The following is a 17347-nucleotide window of genomic DNA, read 5'->3' on the forward strand; positions in this document are numbered from 1 at the left end:
CAAAGCAGAGTGAAGTTTTCGGGCTTTATGACTTCGGTCACGAAGAATTCGAAGCGTTCGGCTTCCGTTTTTCCCTGAAGCAGGCCCTCCTGGTCGGCGAAATTCATCTCCACCATGAAAAGGCGTTCCCAGGCTCTGCGCGCAGAAGGCAGGAAAGCCGCCTCGGCAAAATCCTGCAGCGTCGCTTCGGGAATATGCGGGCTCTGACGCTGCCGGAGTTGCCCGCAACTATCGGCGATCAGATGGTGGTAGAGGTTGGAAAAGACCTCCTGTTCGGATGGAGAGTCCAAAGAAGGCATTTGCCCTTTCCTTTTCTCCCCCTCGCTACGGAACTTTACAGAGCGGGTTCGGATCGGCCCTCTTCGATATCCCACGGTGACTTGCGTGAGCCGAAAATCTCGACGGTGACGTTGAATGCAGCTTTGCTCTCATTCACCGTCCCATCGAGGGAGCAGACGGCTTTGCGCGCAGAAAGAAAGCACATGGCGTAGGTCATCTGAAATGCGACCGGGCGATCCGGCCGCACGGGACCGTCAAAATCCCAACGCATCCTCTTGATGAAAAGGAACCGGAACGATCTGCCGTCCCGCTTGAAGAGATAGGCAATCAGGGCAAAACCGAGGGATTGCAAAATCCTGTCGAGCAGCAGCAGCGAGGCGTTGGTTGCCTCGAAACTCTTGAGATCGACGATGCAGGACATTTGCCCGTCATCAACAAGGAAATTACGAAAGGAGAATGTCTCGGTCGTGAATTGATCGGTGAAATAGGTATACTGAATGATTTCACGGCTGATATCGACCGGGGCAGGCCTGCCCTTTGTTATCTCGATGGTCATGACGGAAATCGCTCGCTGCCGGTTGAACGCATGGACCAGACAGGCTTCATATTTCAGGTCCTGTCTGGGGCTCCCTTCGCTGGGGGTTCATCCGCGCTTTTCGCCAGGCGATTGCATACACGCACTCCAACAATAAGTGTAGTGGTCGGTGCATTGGGCGATGTTTGCAGCGACCCGGCTGCGGCGGCCGATGACTGCCTCGGCCAACTTTGCGTTGAATGTTGTCGAGATCATCTTTTCCTCCATTTTATATAGGACGCATGGCGTTATGTGCCATCACCTCGAGCGGTTACGCCTGGCATATTCCAAGCGGCATGACGTCGTGGAAGTCAGTTGCTTATTGAATAGCTATTTTGCTTGGCGCGTGCCGTCTGTTACACACAGGACGCAACGCGTGTTTGCGGTGAAGCAGTCATTGCCTGTGCAAAGGCGATTGCTCGCTGTAAGCTGCTCGCGACGACCAATGATCTTCTCGCTCAGCAGCGTATCAAACCTTATCGAAATCATAGTTTTCTCCCTTTTTCAGGCAGAATGCAGGCCGTTGGCTGCCTTCATGCCGGGCAGCAACGGCCCGCATATTCCAGCTCTGTGCGGTCTCACTGATCCGCGCCCGAGGCGGTCGCGTTCGTTCCATCGATCTGATGCGGGATGCAACGTCCGTACGTTATGCACCCGCTGGCGGTATAAGCATCGCAGCGCGCACTGCCTGCTTCAATCTGCATACGGCGGCCAGTCACACTCTCCGCCATCTGTGCGTTGAATTTTGTCGAGATCATCTTTTCCTCCATCTTCACAGGTTGAAGCGCATGCCGATAGCGAATTCGATGAGCTGCCAGGGCGGCATGCTGGCCAGCCGTGGAAATAGAAACATCTACTCCCATAGGGCGGCGGCAAAGTCCTTCCGTTACTCGGAAGGCGCATTAATCTTCTTAGTAATCGGGCCAAAACCGTGGCCGATATTGGCTTTTATTGTGGGTCACCCAGGAGATGGTTCACGTTTTCGTGATCGAATCATCCGGACTTGGTTGCACAACATCCACCGGGCGCGCCGGCTTGACGCTCGCGCGGATGAAACGGCGTATCTCGCCGAACAACAGGTATAGCGCGACGCCGAAGAGATAAGATTAAACGCTGGGTCGGGCATGGCGGTCGTCATCGCTTCCGCCATGCCGCAGCGGCTACAATCCTAATTCTTCCTACGCCCGGAAGCACCAGTTCTCGGTGCCCTCCCGAACACCACCCCTTTCGCCTCCGTGCCGAAACCGGCCAGAAGTGCAACCAGTACCGCAACCACGGCGATAACCGCAGCGAGCGCGAAGGCATAGTCATTTCCGTAGTGCTCGGCGAGCCCCGCCTGAAACGTCGCATTGGCGGAAGCGATTAGGTTACCCAGCTGATAGGTGAGGCCCGGAAACGTGCTGCGCAGCTCATCGGGCGAGAGTTCGTTGAGATGGGCGGGCACGACGCCCCATGCGCCCTGTACCGCGAATTGCATCAGGAAGGCACCTGCCGCCAGCAGCGCCGGCGTCGAGGAGTAAACCCATAGCGGGATTACCGGGAGCGCAAGCAACGCGGCAATGACCATGGCGCGCCGTCGCCCGATCCGTTCGGAAAAGATTCCGAAGGTGATGCCGCCGAGAATCGCGCCGATATTGTAGATGATGGCGATTGTCCCGACGGTGTCCGTCGACAGTTTCTTTTGCACCTCCAGAAAGGTCGGATAGAGATCCTGCGTACCATGGCTGAAGAAATTGAAGGCCGTCATCAGGAGCACGGCATAAATGGCTAGCCCCGCATGTTGCCGGAGAATCGTCCATATGCGGCCAATGCTGAGCTTTTCCCGCTTGCGCGCCAGGAAGACGGGCGATTCTTCCACATAGGAGCGGATGTAGAGGACGAGCAGCGCCGGCAGCGCGCCCAGCATGAACATGCCGCGCCAGCCGATAATGGGAAAAAGCAGGAAGAAGACCAGCGAGGCGATGAGATAGCCCGCTGGGTAACCGGCCTGCAACAGGCCGGAAATGAGCCCGCGTAATTTCGGCGGAATGGTTTCCATGGTGAGCGCCGCGCCGACGCCCCATTCGCCGCCCATCGCGATGCCGAAAAGGGCGCGCAGCACGATCAAGGCTGTCAGGCTGGGCGCGAAGCCCGATAGGAATTCGAGCAAGGCATAGGCGAGGACATTGATCATAAGGATCGGACGCCGGCCGAACCTTTCTGCGAGATAACCGAAGAGAAGAGCGCCGATGGGGCGCATGGCGAGCGTCAGCGTGATGGCGATGGTGACGCTGGTGACATCGGTGCCGAATTCTTCGGCGATATATTTCAGGACGAAAACCAGAATGAAGAAATCGAAGGCGTCGAGCATCCAGCCCAGAAAACTCGCGATCACGGCATTGCGCTGCTGTGGCGTCAACGATTTCAAATCCGATAATGCTGACATCGCTTGTCTCCTTGGCTGGTTACCGCAATACATCCCCTCATCAAGAACAATAATGCTGCACGATATCTGACAAAGCAAAGAATATGGCTGAAATCACCGCCTTTATTTGCTGCAAATATCCGTGACCTTTACTCGACCGTTTCAGCGATACGCCATGTATCCGACGAAGCCGGTGATCTTCCAGCGCGCGCCGTCGCGGCGGCAGAAATAGAGCGTCTGCCAGTTCAGGCGATCCACGGAACCGTCTGCTTTGGCGATTTCGCCATCGAATTTTTTCCGCGCGACGGCGATTTCGCCATTGATGTCGATGACACCAAGATCGGTGGCGCGGAAGATGCCGTCCGCCAGGGGTTCGGCATATTGCGTTGCCGCGCTCTCGGCCGCCTGCCGCAGCCACTCGTCGCGATAGGCGGAAAGGGTTGGAAAGGCCGCATCCCATTTGTCGGGATCGGTTTGCCCATGTGCGTGGATGCCGAGGAAACGCATTTCGTCGAAATCATCCGCGACGACAGACCAATCCTGCGATACGAAGGCTTCGATATCGCGGCGCACCAGCATATCCCAGATCTGCTCCCGGTCCTTGTCGCCCGCAAAGGGATTGACGGCACCATTCATTCCAACCTCCTGTTGTCATTCGTTCAGTCTCCCAAAGGCAGGCGCGGATCGTCGACCTTGAGTGTGTTAAGGCTCTGCTTGATGCGCCGCAGGCTTTCGAGCACCTTCGGTCCGCGCGCTTCGGCCGTCGCCGTCGCTATCATGTCCAGAATGGCAAGCAGGGCAAAACGCGACGATGTCGGCTTGTAGATGTTCCCATCCTCCTCGGACTGGAAGGGAATGAGCGTACCGGCCGCTTTCGCCAGATCGGAACCATCGGGCGTGATCGCGACGGTTTCGGCTCCGTATTGCCGGGCGACACCGACGGCCTCGACCACCGAACGGGCGAAACCGGACACGGAAAAGGCGATGACCGTCGCCTCCGGATTGACCACTGCCGCATACATGCGCTGAAGCTGGCCGTCCACCTGCGCGCTGACGGGAATGCCCAGCCGGAACAGGCGATTCTCCATTTCGGTCGCAAGCATGGATGAGATGCCGCCCGACCCGAGACAAAGCACGGGACCGCCGCCTGCGAGCCGTTCCGCGACTTTCATCAATACGGTCATGTCAACACCATCCCCGGCGCGCTGAATGGCGGCGATGGCCGCATCCGTCACCGCGGCGGCAATGCGGCGCTCATGCGCGTCCGGGGCCGGGGGCTCCTCCGTCAGATATTGCCGGCCGATGGCCAATGCCTGCGCCAGATAAAATTTGAACTCGCGCACGCCATCGCAGCCCAGCGCGCGGCAAAACCGCGTCACGGTCGGTTCGCTGACGCCTGCGCGGGAGGCAATCTCCGAGATCGCCGCCTTGGAGGCATAGTCCGGGTTGGATATCACAAGCGCTGCCAGCCGCCGGTCGGATTTCGATCCGTCCTGCGCCACGGCATGAAGCCGCGTTATGATATCGGCAACCTTGCTCATCAATATGCTAAAGCGGCAGGCCGCTATCCTTTTCGAAAAGATGGATATGCTCGGGTGCTGCCGTTACCCGAACCTTCTCACCGGGCGCAAGGTTTACCCGTTCCCGAAACACAATACGCGCCGGCTCACCCGCTATATGGCCATAGACATGGGTCTCAGGCCCGGTCGGCTCGATCACTTCGACGGCAAGCGTCATCCCCTTGCCATTGGTCGCGAGAAGGAAATGCTCGGGCCTGATGCCGGCCTCGACCGCATGGGTGGTGGCGGGCCGGTTCAATATGGCGACTTCATCTCCGTCCCTGGTCTGAAACACGCCTTTGCGAATGACGCCGCCCGGTATGAAGGTCATTGCGGGCGAGCCGATAAAGCCGGCTACGAATTTGTTGGCCGGCTTGTCATAGAGGTCGAGCGGCGCGCCGACCTGCATGATCCTGCCCTTGTTCATCACCACGATCCGGTCGGCCATCGTCATCGCCTCGATCTGGTCATGGGTGACGTAAATGACCGTCGTTTTCAGGCGCTGGTGCAGGGCCTTGATTTCGGTGCGCATCTGCACGCGCAATTGCGCATCGAGGTTCGACAGCGGCTCGTCGAAGAGGAACACCGAGGGTTCGCGCACGATCGCCCGCCCCATCGCCACACGCTGCCGCTGGCCGCCGGAAAGCTGCCGCGGATAGCGGTCGAGATAGGAATGGAGATTGAGAATGCCTGCGGCCTTGTCCACTTTCGCGGCGGTCTCCTCCGCGCTTTCGCCCCTGATCCGGGGGCCGAACCCGATATTGTCCCGCGCCGTCATATGCGGAAACAGCGCGTAGGACTGGAACACCATCGCGATATTGCGTCCTTGCGGCGGAAGCTCGTTGGCACGCTCTCCGCCGATGACGAGATCTCCTGAAGATATCGGCTCCAACCCCGCTATCATGCGCAGAAGCGTGGATTTTCCGCATCCGGACGGCCCGACAAGCACGAGGAACTCACCCTCGCGGATGTCGAGGTCAATATGATCGAGAACCGCGAGATCGCCGAAGGATTTGGAAATTCCACGGAGGGAAACATCTTTCATGGCTCAGTTTCCTCCCAGAATGTCTTCGATGAAAGGGCGGCATCCCGCCGTCAGCCCTGCATCGACGGGCAATATCGCCCCGGTGATACCCGAGGCGCGGTCGGAGGCGAGAAACGCCACCGCTTCGGCCACCTCCTGCACATCGACAATGCGCCCGAGCGGATAAAGCCGTTTCAAGCGGTCGAGTACGGTGGGGTCCTCGGCAATACGATGATCCCAGGCAGGCGTGCGGATCGAACCCGGACAGACCACATTGGCGCGCACGCCCCGCTGGCCGAATTCGACCGCAATCGCGCGGGCAAACGCATTGATGCCGGCCTTCGCCGCGGCATAGGCCGGATTACCGAAATGCAAGAGCGCATTGACCGATGAAATGAAGACGAACGCGCCATGACCGCGCGCCGCCATGGCCTCAGCCATGAGACTGGAGAAGCTTGCCACAGCCGTCAGATTGAGATCGATTTCGTTTTCGATCCTGTCCTGATCCAGCCCGTCGAAGGTTTCCGCACGGGTCCATCCGGCATTGTTGACGACGATATCAGGCAGGCCATCGGCGGCGATGATGTGTCTGGCAGCTTCTTCCAGCCCCGCGCGGTCGAGAAGATCGAATTCATGACGGGCATGGAGCTCGAGCTCCGTCATGCTGCCAAGATTCCTGTCACAGCCGATGACGCGCCCCCCGCGTGCCGTGAATAGTTTTACCAGCGCGCTGCCAACACCACCCCCAGCCCCTGTAATCAGCACCGTCTTGCCGGAAAATTCGCCTGAATACTCCACTTCGTTCCCCATTTCTGGCCGTATGCTTGGTCCTGTCCGGCTCGTTTGCTATTCCACGACTCCATTATGACAGGGGAAAATTTCAATGTAAATTTGCAACACGATTTTTAACTTGAAAAGTCCTATTTATAGGATCAATGTAAGAAACTGACATGAAAATTACATCCGGCGACAGGGCGCTGGAGCAACAAGGGAACACGCAAATGGCTATCAGCAAATGGAAGGCCGGCCTTCTGGCCGCATTCAGCATTCTGGCGCTCGGGACGAGCGCTGAGGCGGGCGAAGTCCGCATGACCGTTGCCCAATACAGCTCCAAGACCGGGCCCTATTTCCAGGAGGTGAAGAAGGCTTTCGAAGCCGCCAATCCCGGCACGACGCTCGATATCGAAGTGGTTCCCTGGGATGTGCTGCTGCAGAAGCTGACCACCGATATCTCCGCCGGAACCAATGCCGATCTCTCGATCATCGGCACCCGCTGGCTGATCGACTTCGTCCAGCAGGGCATCGCCGAGCCCCTCGACGGCTATATGAATAACGAGTTCAAGGACCGCTTCATCCCAACGTTCCTCACCCCGTCCGTTCTGGAAGGCAAGACATACGGCCTTCCCATCGCGGCGTCCGACCGCGCCCTCTATTACAACAAGGATATCTTCGCCAAGGCCGGGATCAAGAACCCGCCCAAGACATGGGACGAGCTCAAGGCCGACGCCGAAAAGATCAAGGCGCTCGGCGGCGATGTTTACGGCTTCGGTCTGCAGGGTAAGGAAATCGAGACCGACGTCTATTATTATTACGCCATGTGGTCCTATGGCGGGGAAATCCTCAACAAGGACGGCACCTCGGGCCTCAGTTCACCCGCCGCGCTGCAGGCGGCGAAGCTCTATAAGTCCATGATCGACGAGGGCCTGACCCAGCCGGGCGTCACCTCCTATGCCCGCGAAGATGTGCAGAACCTCTTCAAGCAGGGCAAGGTCGGCATGATGATCACTGCGCCCTTCCTCTCCAACCAGATCAAGGAGGAAGCGCCCAATCTCAAATATGGCGTCGCGCCCATCCCGTCCGGCGCCACCGGAGCGCGCGGGACCTATGGCGTGACCGACTCGGTCATCATGTTCCAGAACTCCAAGAACAAAGAGGAAGCGTGGAAGGTGCTCGACTTCCTGTTCCAGCCCGAATGGCGCGCCAAATTCAACGAGAATGAAGGCTTCCTTCCGGTGGAAAAGAAGGTGGCGAAGATGGATTATTTCGCCAACAATGCCGACCTCGCCCCCTTCACCGCCCTCCTGCAGGATGCGCGCTTCGCGCCGGTCATTCCCGGCTGGGAGGAAATCGCCGACATCACCTCCAATGCCATGCAGAGCATTTATCTGGGCAATGGCGAACCGGAGACCGTGCTGAAGGAAGCCGCCGCCAAGGCGAATGCGATCCTCAAAAAGTAATATCCATAGCCCGGCAGCGTGTCTGCCGGGCTTTTTGACGGGTCATTCAGCCTATGCAGAGCCGCACGCTGCCCTATTTTCTGATCCTGCCCAGCCTTTTTCTGGCCGCGGTGGTGATTTTCTGGCCGACGGTGGACCTCATTCAAATCGCCACCCATGATGTCAGCCGCTTCGGACAGCTGCGCGATTATAATGGCGGCGCCAATTTTACCGATCTCTTCGCCTCGCCGGATTTCATGAATGCCTTGTGGCGCACGGCGGTCTGGACCGTTGCGGTGGTGGGCGGCGCGCTTCTCCTTTCCATTCCCGTCGCCATCATCCTCAATATGGATTTCTACGGACGCTCGGTGGCGCGCGCCATCGTCATGCTACCATGGGCGGTATCGCTGACCATGACCGCAATCGTCTGGCGCTGGGCGCTCAATGGGGAAAGCGGGATGCTGAATTCCGCCTTGCGGGGCCTGGGCATCATCGACACGAATATTCAGTGGCTCGCCGACGCTTCCACCGCATTCCCGATGGAGATACTGGTCGGCATTCTCGTGACCGTGCCCTTCACCACCACGATCTTTCTCGGTGGACTCTCATCCATTCCAGACGATCTCTACGAGGCCGCATCGCTCGAAGGCGCCGGCCCGTGGCAGCAGTTCCGGGAAATCACCTTCCCGCTGCTGAAGCCCTTCGTGAACATCGCCATCGTCCTGAACACGATCTATGTGTTCAATTCCTTCCCGATCATCTGGGTGATGACGCAGGGCGGCCCGGCCAATTCCACCGACATTCTGGTGACTCATCTTTACAAGCTGGCCTTCCGGATCGGCCAGCTCGGTCAGGCATCGGCGGTTTCGCTCATCATGCTCGCCATATTGCTGGTCTTCACCGCCATCTACATCAGGCTTGCCATGCGGAACCAACCCACATGATCGCACCGAAGCTGAAACGTACCATCATTGCCTGGGCCGTGCTGTCGCCGCTCGTCATCCTCACGCTGTTTCCCTTCGCCGTCATGTTTCTGACCGCCGTGAAGCCGTCGCAGGAGGTGCTTTCGCCGACCTGGTGGCCCAGCACCTTCCGCTGGCAGAATTTTCCGGAAATGTGGGTGGCGACGGGCTTCGGCACCGCGCTCGTAAACTCGATCTACGTTTCGGTCATCGCCTCCATCGGGGCGATCATCGTTTCCATTCCCGCCGCCTATGCGATGTCGCGTTTCAAATTCGCGGGCCAAGGCGCGTTCCGGCAGTTCCTGCTCGTGTCGCAGATGATTTCGCCCATCGTGCTGGTGCTGGGCCTGTTCCGGCTGCTCGCAGCCTATGGCCTGATTGGAAGCCTCTCGGCGGTCGGCGCGGTCTACATGGCCTTCAACATCGCCTTCACGGTCTGGATGCTGCAAAGCTATTTCGACACCGTGCCGCGCGATCTGGAAGAGGCTGCGTGGATGGAAGGGGCCGGACGCGCCAAGACGCTAGTAAAAGTCTTCCTGCCGCTCTGCCTGCCGGCCATCGCCGTGACGGCCATCTTCACCTTCATCAATGCGTGGAACGAGTTCGTCGTGGCGCTCACCATGCTGCGCGATGAAGACAGCTATACATTGCCCATTCAGGTTTTTTCGCTGGTGGCGGGACGCTACACGGTCGAATGGAACTATGTCATGGCCGCAACCCTCGTCGCCACGCTTCCGGTGGCGATCCTCTTCGTCTGGCTGCAGCGCTACCTCATCCGGGGGCTCGCGCTTGGAGCCGTCAAATAACGGAAATGAACGGAATCCCCTTATATGCGCATTTTCACCGCGTCCCTTGCGACCGAAACCAACACGTTTTCGCCCGTCCCGACCGACCGCGCCTCGTTCGAAATGGCCTTCTATGCGCCGCCGGGCATGCATCCGGAAACGCCGACGCTTTGTTCTTCTCCCATCGTGGCGCTGCGCGAGCGCGCCGCGGCAAGGGGGTTGACCGTCATCGAAGGCACCGCCGCCTGGGCCGAGCCGGGCGGCTTATTGCAACGGCGGGCATTCGAGGAATTGCGCGACGAAATCCTGGACCAACTGCGGGCTGCCATGCCCGTCGACGGCGTGATTCTCGGCCTGCATGGCGCAATGGTGGCGCAGGGCTATGACGATTGCGAAGGCGATCTGCTGGAGCGCATCCGCGCCATTGTCGGCCCGAAGGTGCTAATTGCCGCGGAGTTCGATCCGCATAGTCATCTGACACCCAAGCGGGTCGAAAATCTCGATATTTACGCCGCCTTCCTCGAATTCCCGCACACGGATTTCTATGAGCGCGGCGAACATGTGGTGGAACTGGCGCTGGATGCGCTCGCCGGCCGCAGCAAGCCCGTCATTTCGACATTCGATTGCCGTATGATCGGCGTCTTCCCGACCAGCAAGGAGCCGATGCGCTCCTTCGTCGACCGCATCAAGGCGATGCAGGGCAAGGATGGCATTCTCTCCATTTCGGTCGTCCATGGCTTCATGGCGGCCGACGTGCCTGAGATGGGCACGCGCATTGTCGTCGTCACCGACAATGACCCGACCAAGGGCGCGGCGCTGGCCGAGCGCCTCGGGCGGGAACTGATCGCCATGCGCGGGGAGACCATGATGGCGATGCTCGACACGGATCAGGGCATCGACCGCGCCCTTGCGGCGCATGGCGCCGATCCCGCGAAGCCTGCCGTCACCGCCGATGTCTGGGACAATCCAGGCGGCGGCGTGGCGGGCGATGGCACCTATGTTTTGCGGCGGCTGATCGAGCGCGGTATCGATAATATCGGCGTCGCCACCCTATGGGACCCGGTCGCCGTGACCTTCTGCCACGCGGCCGGCGAAGGCGCCGAGATCGATCTGCGCTTCGGCGGCAAGTCAGGCCCGCTTGGCGGCGAGCCTATCGACGCGCGTGTCACCGTATTGAAGGTGGCCGAAGAGGGCTGGCAAAGTTTCGGCCCAAGCCGCGTCACGCTCGGACCTTCGGCCGTGGTTCGCATCGAGGGGACGCGGATCGATGTCATCCTCAACACCAATCGCACCCAGACCTTCGAGCCCGATATCTTCTCAAATCTCGGCATCGATCCGATGAAGAAAGATATATTGCTGGTCAAATCCACCAATCATTTCCATGCCGGCTTCGCGCCGATCGCCGCCGAGATCATCTATGTCGACGCGCCCAGCTCCTACCCGAGCAATCCGGCGACGACCAATTACCGCAAGCTCACCCGCCCGATCTGGCCGCGCGTGGAAAATCCTTGGGGTTAAAGCAAATTGCTTTTAGGCGGAATCATTCGAAACCATCAAACCACTGCCGCGATGGAGATGTCGAGGCATGGATTCCTGTGACAAGCACAGGAATGACGGAAATGGGGTGATTGTCCGTCAACGAGAACCATTGTGCATGCTGCAAGGTTGAAGGTTATCAGCGACAATTAAGCAATCCGTCATTCCTGTGCTTGTCACAGGAATCCATGCCTCAACGTTGCTGCCGACGCGAGGGTAAAGAAGTGCGTACTGCCTCCGTTTAAAATAAAATCCCCTCAATAAGAGCGCATACAATTCATTTCGGTGTCGGACGCTCTCACCAAACGGTCCCGCGGGCATCGACGGTCTCCACCCGTGTCACGATTCCATCGCGATGGAACACCATACGGTCGAAGAGATTGCTGACGACGCAGGTGTGATTGGGGACGATCCTGACCATTTCTCCCACCTCGGGAAACCCCGGCGGGCAATCCTTCAAGTCCACCACCGCATGCTCCTCCGACAGCGAGACGATGCGCGCGGCCTCGAAGCCGTCGATCATGCCATGATCGCTGAAGCCCATGAGATCCGATGTCAGCGCCTTCGAACCGGCATCGAGCACGGCGCGATCCGGCGCGGGACGAGAGACGACGGTGGCAAGGATATGCATCGCCAGGTCCGCCGTCGTGCAATGGCCTGACCGCACCATGCTGCGGTCATTATAGACATAGGTTCCGGCGCGGTGCTCGGTCGCCGAAGGCACGAGATGCGCCGAGAACAGGTCCGGCGAACCGCCATTGGAGCGGATGGGGCAGTCTATCCCCTTTGCCGCGAGCAGCTCCACCGTGCGGGCGATGAATGCTTCCACTTGGGATGCGCCGCCGATTGCCGGATAGGTCAGGATGCCGGCAAAGCGAAGCCCTGGCGCGGCGGCGATTTTCTCAGCCAGTTCGCTTGCCGCCTCCGGCGTCTGCACCCCACAGCGCCTGCCGCCGGTGTCGCATTCGACGAGCACGGCAAGCGGTTTCGTGGCCTCGAACGCAGCCGCAAGCCCTTTGACGGTCGTTTCGCTGTCGGCCACCACGGCAAGCCGCGCGACACGTTCGTTGAGTGCCTTGAGACGCGCGAGCTTCGCTGCCCCGAGGATGTTATAAGTGATCAGGATGTCGTCGAAGCCCGCATCGGCAAAGATTTCCGCCTCGCTGACCTTCTGGCAATTGATGCCGGTCGCCCCCGCTGCCAATTGCTGGCGGGCGATGGCGGCGATCTTGTGGGTCTTGATATGCGGGCGGAACGCCTTGCCGATACGGTCGAAATAGGCCTGTGCGCGGGCAATGTTGGCGGCAAGCCGGTCCTCGTCGATCACAGGCATGGGCGTTAGGATTTCAGCGAGCGGCGTGCCGATTTCGGGCCAAGGATAGGTCATCATTATTCCTGCCCGTCAAAGCGGCTTATAGGCGATGACATCCATTTCCACCTTCGCATCGACCATCAGCGGCGACTGGACCGTGGAGCGCGCCGGCGGATGGTGGATGAAATGCTTCTCGAAGACGGCGTTGAAGCTGGAGAAGTCGCGGGCATCGTCCAGCCACACATTGACCTTCACCACATCGGCCAGCGTGCAATCGGCAAGCGCCAGAACGCTTTTGATATTGGCGATCACCTGCTCCGTCTGGGTGACGATATTGCCGGCCACGACCTCGCCGTCGACGGTCGGCACCTGGCCTGACACATAGACGAAATCGCCCGCGCGGACGGCCTTGGCGAAGGGGCGGCGCTGCCCGCCGGCCTGCGCGTCGGCACCTTCGTAACGGATCAGTTCTTTCCGGCTCATGGCATCTCCTTAATATAATTGGGCATGTAAACGTATAATTCCGCTGAATTCCAAGCAATTAAAATTCATCATTGCTTTGCGGGCATGACCGATGCGCGGAACAATTTCGGCGTCGTCCCGGTCCGCTGGCGGAAAAGATCATAGAACCGGCTGCTGGAGCCGAAGCCGCAATCATAGGCGATCTGGAGAATGGGATCGTCAGTATCGGCGAGGCGCTGCATCGCCCGGGCGAGGCGGTAGCGGGTCAGATATTCGTTGACCGAGATGCCCAGCACCTCGCGGAAGGTCTTGTTGGCGGTGCTGGGATGGATGTTGGCGCGTTCAGCCAGCTCCGTCAGGGTCAGCGGCTCGGCATAATGCGCGTTGATGAGTTCCGTCAGCATCTCGGCCCGCCGCACGGAGGCATGGCCAACGGGCTGGCGCTCGGTCGCAACATCCGGCGCGTCGAGCGTATCGAGGATGAGGCGGCGGACACGCAGCTTGGCCTCGTCGGCGATGAGGCGGCGACGCGCCGCATTCCCCTCTCCCCACTCCTCCACCCATTGAGGAAGAAGCAGCGCATCCGCGTGGGCGGGGCGGGGATCGGCCAGGAACCGGCCCTGCATGATCGCCTGCCTGACATCGCGGTCGATCGCCAGCCCGAGAAAATCGGCGAGCGGCAGATAGATGCAGATGAGCGGCGCGCCGGGTGCGACGTCGACGGTTCGGTGCGGGATCGCCGCCCAGAACAGCACCAGCCTTCCGGCTTCCACCTGCTCCTGACGTCCGTTGAAGAGATAGCTCATCCGGCCTTCCAGAAGCAGGTTGATCTCGACATGGTCGTGCCAGTGCGCCGCGCTCATCGCGTCGGCGATATGACGCTCGATCAGGAAGCCGCCATCGGCGACGCCAACAGCATCGTTTGAAGGTTTATCACGCTTTTTCAGGCTGATTTTCTCCTCTGATAGCGCGCGGATTCGGGAATAAATGTGTCTATAACTGGAAGAAATTCTGATTTGGAAGGCATAATTTTGGCCATCTTCCAGATTCCACCGGAGTTCGAAATGACCAAGATATGCCTCGTCGGCGCAGGCAGCACCGTTTTCGCGCAGAATATTCTGGGCGATGTCCTCTCTAATCCGGCCGTGTCCGATTACGTCATCAGCCTCTTCGACATCGATCCCGAACGGCTCAAAACCTCTGAAATCGTCGCCCGCCGCATCTGCGAGGCGCTGCATCTTCCGAATGTCAGGGTCGAGGCCACCCTCGACCGGCGCGAGGCGTTGAAAGGCTCGGATTTCGTCATCCTGATGATGCAGGTCGGCGGCTACAAGCCCGCCACCGTCACCGATTTCGAGGTGCCCAAGCGCTACGGCCTGCGGCAGACCATCGCCGATACGCTCGGCATCGGCGGCATATTCCGGGGCCTGCGAACCATTCCCGTGCTGGAGGAAATCTGCCGCGATATGGAGGAGGTGTGCCCCGATGCGCTCCTCATGCAATATGTGAACCCGATGGCGATCAATTGCTGGGCGATCAGGGAAATCGCGCCTTCGATCCGCACCGTCGGCCTCTGCCACAGCGTCCAGCACACCGCCGGCCATCTCGCTGAATGTCTTGGCGAAAACATTGCCGATATCAATTATGTCTCGGCCGGCATCAACCACGTCGCCTTCTTCGTGAAATATGAAAAGCAGCTGGCCGATGGCTCGCGGGAGGATCTCTATCCGCGTCTCAAGGCGCTGGCCGCCGAAGGGCGCGTGCCCGAGGACGACCGGGTGCGCTTCGACGTGTTGAAGCGGCTGGGCTTCTTCGTCACGGAATCGAGCGAGCATTTCTCCGAATATACGTCCTGGTACATCAAGGACGGCCGGAAGGACCTGATCGAAAGCCTCAACATCCCGCTCGACGAATATATCCGCCGCTGCGAGGTGCAGATTGCCGAATGGCAGGAATTGCGCCGGGATCTGGAAGGCAACAAGGCCATCGAGGTCTGCCGCAGCAATGAATATGCCGCCGGCATCATCCATGCCGCTGTGACGGGCGAGCCCGCGCTCGTCTATGGCAATGTGCCGAATAACGGCCTCATCGACAATTTGCCCGATGCTTGCGTGGTGGAAGTGCCCTGCCATGTGGACCGCAACGGCATCCAGCCTGTCCGCATCGGCCGCATCCCCTCCCAGCTCGCCGCCGTGATGAACTTGAGCATTTCCGTGCAGCAGCTCACCGTCGAGGCGGCGCTGACGAAAAAGCGCGACCGGATCTATCAGGCTGCACTCCTCGACCCCCACACATCGGCGGAGCTGTCGCCCGACCAGATCTGGAAGCTTGTCGATGAGCTGATCGAAGCGCATGGCGATCTGCTGCCGCGGTACCATTGATCGGCTGCCCTCAACAGATCATAAAAAATCAAATTTCTGATTGACTATGATTTCATTGAATGGAATCTTGATCGAAATTACGGCATTCGCTCATGGGAGGAGAAGGGTGACGCAAGCGGGAGGGGTGAAGGCGGAACGTCTCGATGCCATTCGCAGTCATCTTTATGCGAACGGGTTTTCGACGATCCAAGCGCTGGCCGATGCGCTCGGCGCCTCGCTCGCGACAGTCCGGCGCGACCTGCAGATTCTCGAGCAGCAGGGAGCGATCGACCGGGTGCATGGCGGGGCGCGGATCGCCGAAGGCTCGTCGGTGGAACTGGCCTTCCAGGAGCGCGAAAAGCGCCATCTCGCGGCCAAGCGGGCAATTGCCACGGCGGCCTATGACCTGCTCGCCCCCCGCACGGCGATATTCCTCGATGCCGGGACGACGGTGCTCCAGCTCGCGCGCCTCATCCGCATCAATCCCATGCCGCTGCGCATCTTCACCAACGGGATTACGGTCGCGCAGGAGTTTCTCAACATTCCCAATCTGGAGGTGGTGCTGCTGGGCGGGCAACTGCGCAGCGAAAACGCCTCCATCGTGGGGCCGCAGGCCGAGACGATGCTGGAGACGATCTGGTTCGATCAGCTTTTCCTCGGGGCCAGCGCCATCAGCCTCGATGGCGCGATCTACAGCGTCGACAGCGCCGAAGCGAGCCTCAATCGCTGCATGCTCACCCGCTCGGCGCACCGCTTCGTGCTCGCCGACTCCTCGAAATTCGGCACCATGGCGACCTATAAGGTCGCGCCGCTGAGCACGGCCCGGGTGATCACCGACGCCGGCCTTTCACAGGAATGGCGCCGGCAGCTCAGCGAATTCGGCGTCGAGACGACCGTCGCAGATGCCGGAGCGTGACGATGAACAACGATCTGATCCTCGGCATCGATGGCGGCGGGACCAAGGTCATCGTCACGCTGGCGGATAGATCGGGCCGGATTCTGCGCACCGCGCGCGGCGGCGGCGTCAATCCGATGGACAATCCAAACTGGCGGCGGGAGCTGGAGAGCCAGCTCGCCCCTTTCATCGGCGTGCCGCAGCTCAAGGCCGTGGCCGCGGCGCTGCCCGCTTATGGCGAAGTGGCTGAGCTCTCCGAACGCCAGCGGGCAGCAATCGGCGAGGCCTTCCCCGGCGTGCCGCAGCTTGTGCTCAACGATGTGGATGCCGCTCATCTCGGCGCGTTCGCGGGCGGTCCGGGCATTCTCATCCTGTCGGGAACCGGCTCCATGGCCTGGGCGCGCGATACGGAGGGTCATTCCTCCCGCGCGGGTGGCTGGGGTGACGTCATCGGCGACGAAGGCAGCAGCTACTGGATCGGACGCGCCGCCTTAAGCCTCGTCAGCCAGAGCCTCGACGGGCGCGCGCCGCCCACGGCTCTGGCCGACGCCCTCTTCGATCATCTTCACTTCGACAAATCCAACCCTCTCGATGCGCTCGGCGGCTGGGTGACCGGGCTTGCCAGCCAGCGCTCAGGCATCGCTGCGCTGTCCGTTCTGGTGGATCGCGTCGCGCAAGCCGGGGATGCCGCCGCCATCAACCTCATCAAGCGCGCGGCGGATGAATTGGCCAGGCATTTCAGGGCTATCGTCCATTCGGGCGGACCGGACGCGCCATGGACCTATGCCGGAGGCACTTTTGCCAGCCCTCTGCTGCTCGCCACGCTGGAAAGGCGGATCGGCCGTCCGCCGGTCCCTCCCCGGCTTCCTCCTATCGGCGGCGCGCTACTCGCAGCCGCCCAGCTTCTCGATTGGCGCCTTGACGAGGGCTGGATCGGGCAAATCGCGGCGACGGCCAGAAAGGCGGCTGCGTAGAAAGC

18 protein-coding genes are annotated in these 17347 nt (G+C 60.1%); 7 read left to right on the top strand and 11 right to left on the bottom strand.

The window, feature by feature from the left end; translation table 11 throughout:
- From ACOWVG_RS16655 to ACOWVG_RS16690, 8 genes are all read right to left on the bottom strand, one after another.
- Positions 1–299: hypothetical protein (locus ACOWVG_RS16655; RefSeq protein WP_420963448.1), on the bottom strand; the 299-nt coding region annotated here is incomplete at its 3' end.
- Between the two features lie 35 nt (positions 300–334).
- Positions 335–835, bottom strand: coding sequence for a hypothetical protein (locus tag ACOWVG_RS16660; protein ID WP_420963449.1), 501 nt, complete (start codon positions 833–835; stop codon positions 335–337).
- A 596-nt stretch (positions 836–1431) separates the two neighbouring features.
- Complete coding sequence (locus ACOWVG_RS16665; RefSeq protein WP_420963450.1) at positions 1432–1716, bottom strand: hypothetical protein; 285 nt, start codon at positions 1714–1716, stop codon at positions 1432–1434.
- Positions 1717–2021: 305 nt separating this feature from the next.
- The gene (locus tag ACOWVG_RS16670; protein ID WP_420963451.1) at positions 2022–3278 is read right to left on the bottom strand and encodes an MFS transporter; all 1257 of its coding nucleotides are present in this window, start codon (positions 3276–3278) and stop codon (positions 2022–2024) included.
- Positions 3279–3419: 141 nt separating this feature from the next.
- Complete coding sequence (locus ACOWVG_RS16675; protein WP_420963452.1) at positions 3420–3893, bottom strand: hypothetical protein; 474 nt, start codon at positions 3891–3893, stop codon at positions 3420–3422.
- A gap of 23 nt (positions 3894–3916) precedes the next feature.
- Positions 3917–4798, bottom strand: coding sequence for a MurR/RpiR family transcriptional regulator (locus ACOWVG_RS16680; RefSeq protein WP_420963453.1), 882 nt, complete (start codon positions 4796–4798; stop codon positions 3917–3919).
- Between the two features lie 7 nt (positions 4799–4805).
- Positions 4806–5861, bottom strand: coding sequence for an ABC transporter ATP-binding protein (locus ACOWVG_RS16685; protein WP_420963454.1), 1056 nt, complete (start codon positions 5859–5861; stop codon positions 4806–4808).
- 3 nt (positions 5862–5864) lie between these two features.
- The gene (locus ACOWVG_RS16690; protein WP_420963455.1) at positions 5865–6638 is read right to left on the bottom strand and encodes an SDR family NAD(P)-dependent oxidoreductase; all 774 of its coding nucleotides are present in this window, start codon (positions 6636–6638) and stop codon (positions 5865–5867) included.
- 203 nt (positions 6639–6841) lie between these two features.
- On the opposite strand from ACOWVG_RS16690, the gene ACOWVG_RS16695 reads away from it, so the two are divergent.
- Genes ACOWVG_RS16695 through ACOWVG_RS16710 form a run of 4 tightly spaced genes read left to right on the top strand, consistent with a single transcriptional unit; the run spans position 6842 to position 11321 of the window.
- Complete coding sequence (locus tag ACOWVG_RS16695; RefSeq protein ID WP_420963456.1) at positions 6842–8077, top strand: ABC transporter substrate-binding protein; 1236 nt, start codon at positions 6842–6844, stop codon at positions 8075–8077.
- A gap of 53 nt (positions 8078–8130) precedes the next feature.
- Positions 8131–9000 carry a carbohydrate ABC transporter permease gene (locus tag ACOWVG_RS16700; protein ID WP_420963457.1) on the top strand — a complete coding sequence of 290 codons (870 nt, stop codon included), beginning with the start codon at positions 8131–8133 and terminating at the stop codon, positions 8998–9000.
- Positions 8997–9824 carry a carbohydrate ABC transporter permease gene (locus ACOWVG_RS16705; protein ID WP_420963458.1) on the top strand — a complete coding sequence of 276 codons (828 nt, stop codon included), beginning with the start codon at positions 8997–8999 and terminating at the stop codon, positions 9822–9824. Before ACOWVG_RS16700 ends, ACOWVG_RS16705 begins: the two co-directional genes overlap by 4 nt.
- A 24-nt stretch (positions 9825–9848) precedes the next feature.
- A complete protein-coding gene (locus ACOWVG_RS16710) occupies positions 9849–11321 on the top strand; it encodes a M81 family metallopeptidase (RefSeq protein ID WP_420963459.1) in 1473 nt (490 codons plus the stop codon).
- Between the two features lie 316 nt (positions 11322–11637).
- Here the strand turns inward: ACOWVG_RS16710 and ACOWVG_RS16715 are convergent, their stop codons facing one another.
- From ACOWVG_RS16715 to ACOWVG_RS16725, 3 genes are all read right to left on the bottom strand, one after another.
- Positions 11638–12726: a D-TA family PLP-dependent enzyme gene (locus ACOWVG_RS16715; protein ID WP_420963460.1), complete on the bottom strand. Its 1089-nt coding sequence runs from the start codon at positions 12724–12726 to the stop codon at positions 11638–11640.
- Positions 12727–12741: 15 nt separating this feature from the next.
- Complete coding sequence (locus ACOWVG_RS16720) at positions 12742–13134, bottom strand: RidA family protein (RefSeq protein ID WP_420963461.1); 393 nt, start codon at positions 13132–13134, stop codon at positions 12742–12744.
- A gap of 68 nt (positions 13135–13202) precedes the next feature.
- Positions 13203–14060 carry a helix-turn-helix domain-containing protein gene (locus tag ACOWVG_RS16725; RefSeq protein ID WP_420963579.1) on the bottom strand — a complete coding sequence of 286 codons (858 nt, stop codon included), beginning with the start codon at positions 14058–14060 and terminating at the stop codon, positions 13203–13205.
- Positions 14061–14177: 117 nt separating this feature from the next.
- On the opposite strand from ACOWVG_RS16725, the gene ACOWVG_RS16730 reads away from it, so the two are divergent.
- The 3 genes from ACOWVG_RS16730 to ACOWVG_RS16740 all read left to right on the top strand — a co-directional run bounded on the left by ACOWVG_RS16730 (position 14178) and on the right by ACOWVG_RS16740 (position 17342).
- A complete protein-coding gene (locus tag ACOWVG_RS16730; protein ID WP_420963462.1) occupies positions 14178–15494 on the top strand; it encodes an alpha-glucosidase/alpha-galactosidase in 1317 nt (438 codons plus the stop codon).
- A 106-nt stretch (positions 15495–15600) separates the two neighbouring features.
- Complete coding sequence (locus ACOWVG_RS16735) at positions 15601–16389, top strand: DeoR/GlpR family DNA-binding transcription regulator (protein WP_420963463.1); 789 nt, start codon at positions 15601–15603, stop codon at positions 16387–16389.
- A 2-nt stretch (positions 16390–16391) separates the two neighbouring features.
- Positions 16392–17342: an N-acetylglucosamine kinase gene (locus tag ACOWVG_RS16740; protein WP_420963465.1), complete on the top strand. Its 951-nt coding sequence runs from the start codon at positions 16392–16394 to the stop codon at positions 17340–17342.
- The last annotated feature ends 5 nt before the right edge of the window (positions 17343–17347 follow it).

The sequence above is a fragment of the Brucella sp. IR073 genome (assembly GCF_049065735.1).
Lineage (GTDB): Bacteria > Pseudomonadota > Alphaproteobacteria > Rhizobiales > Rhizobiaceae > Paramesorhizobium.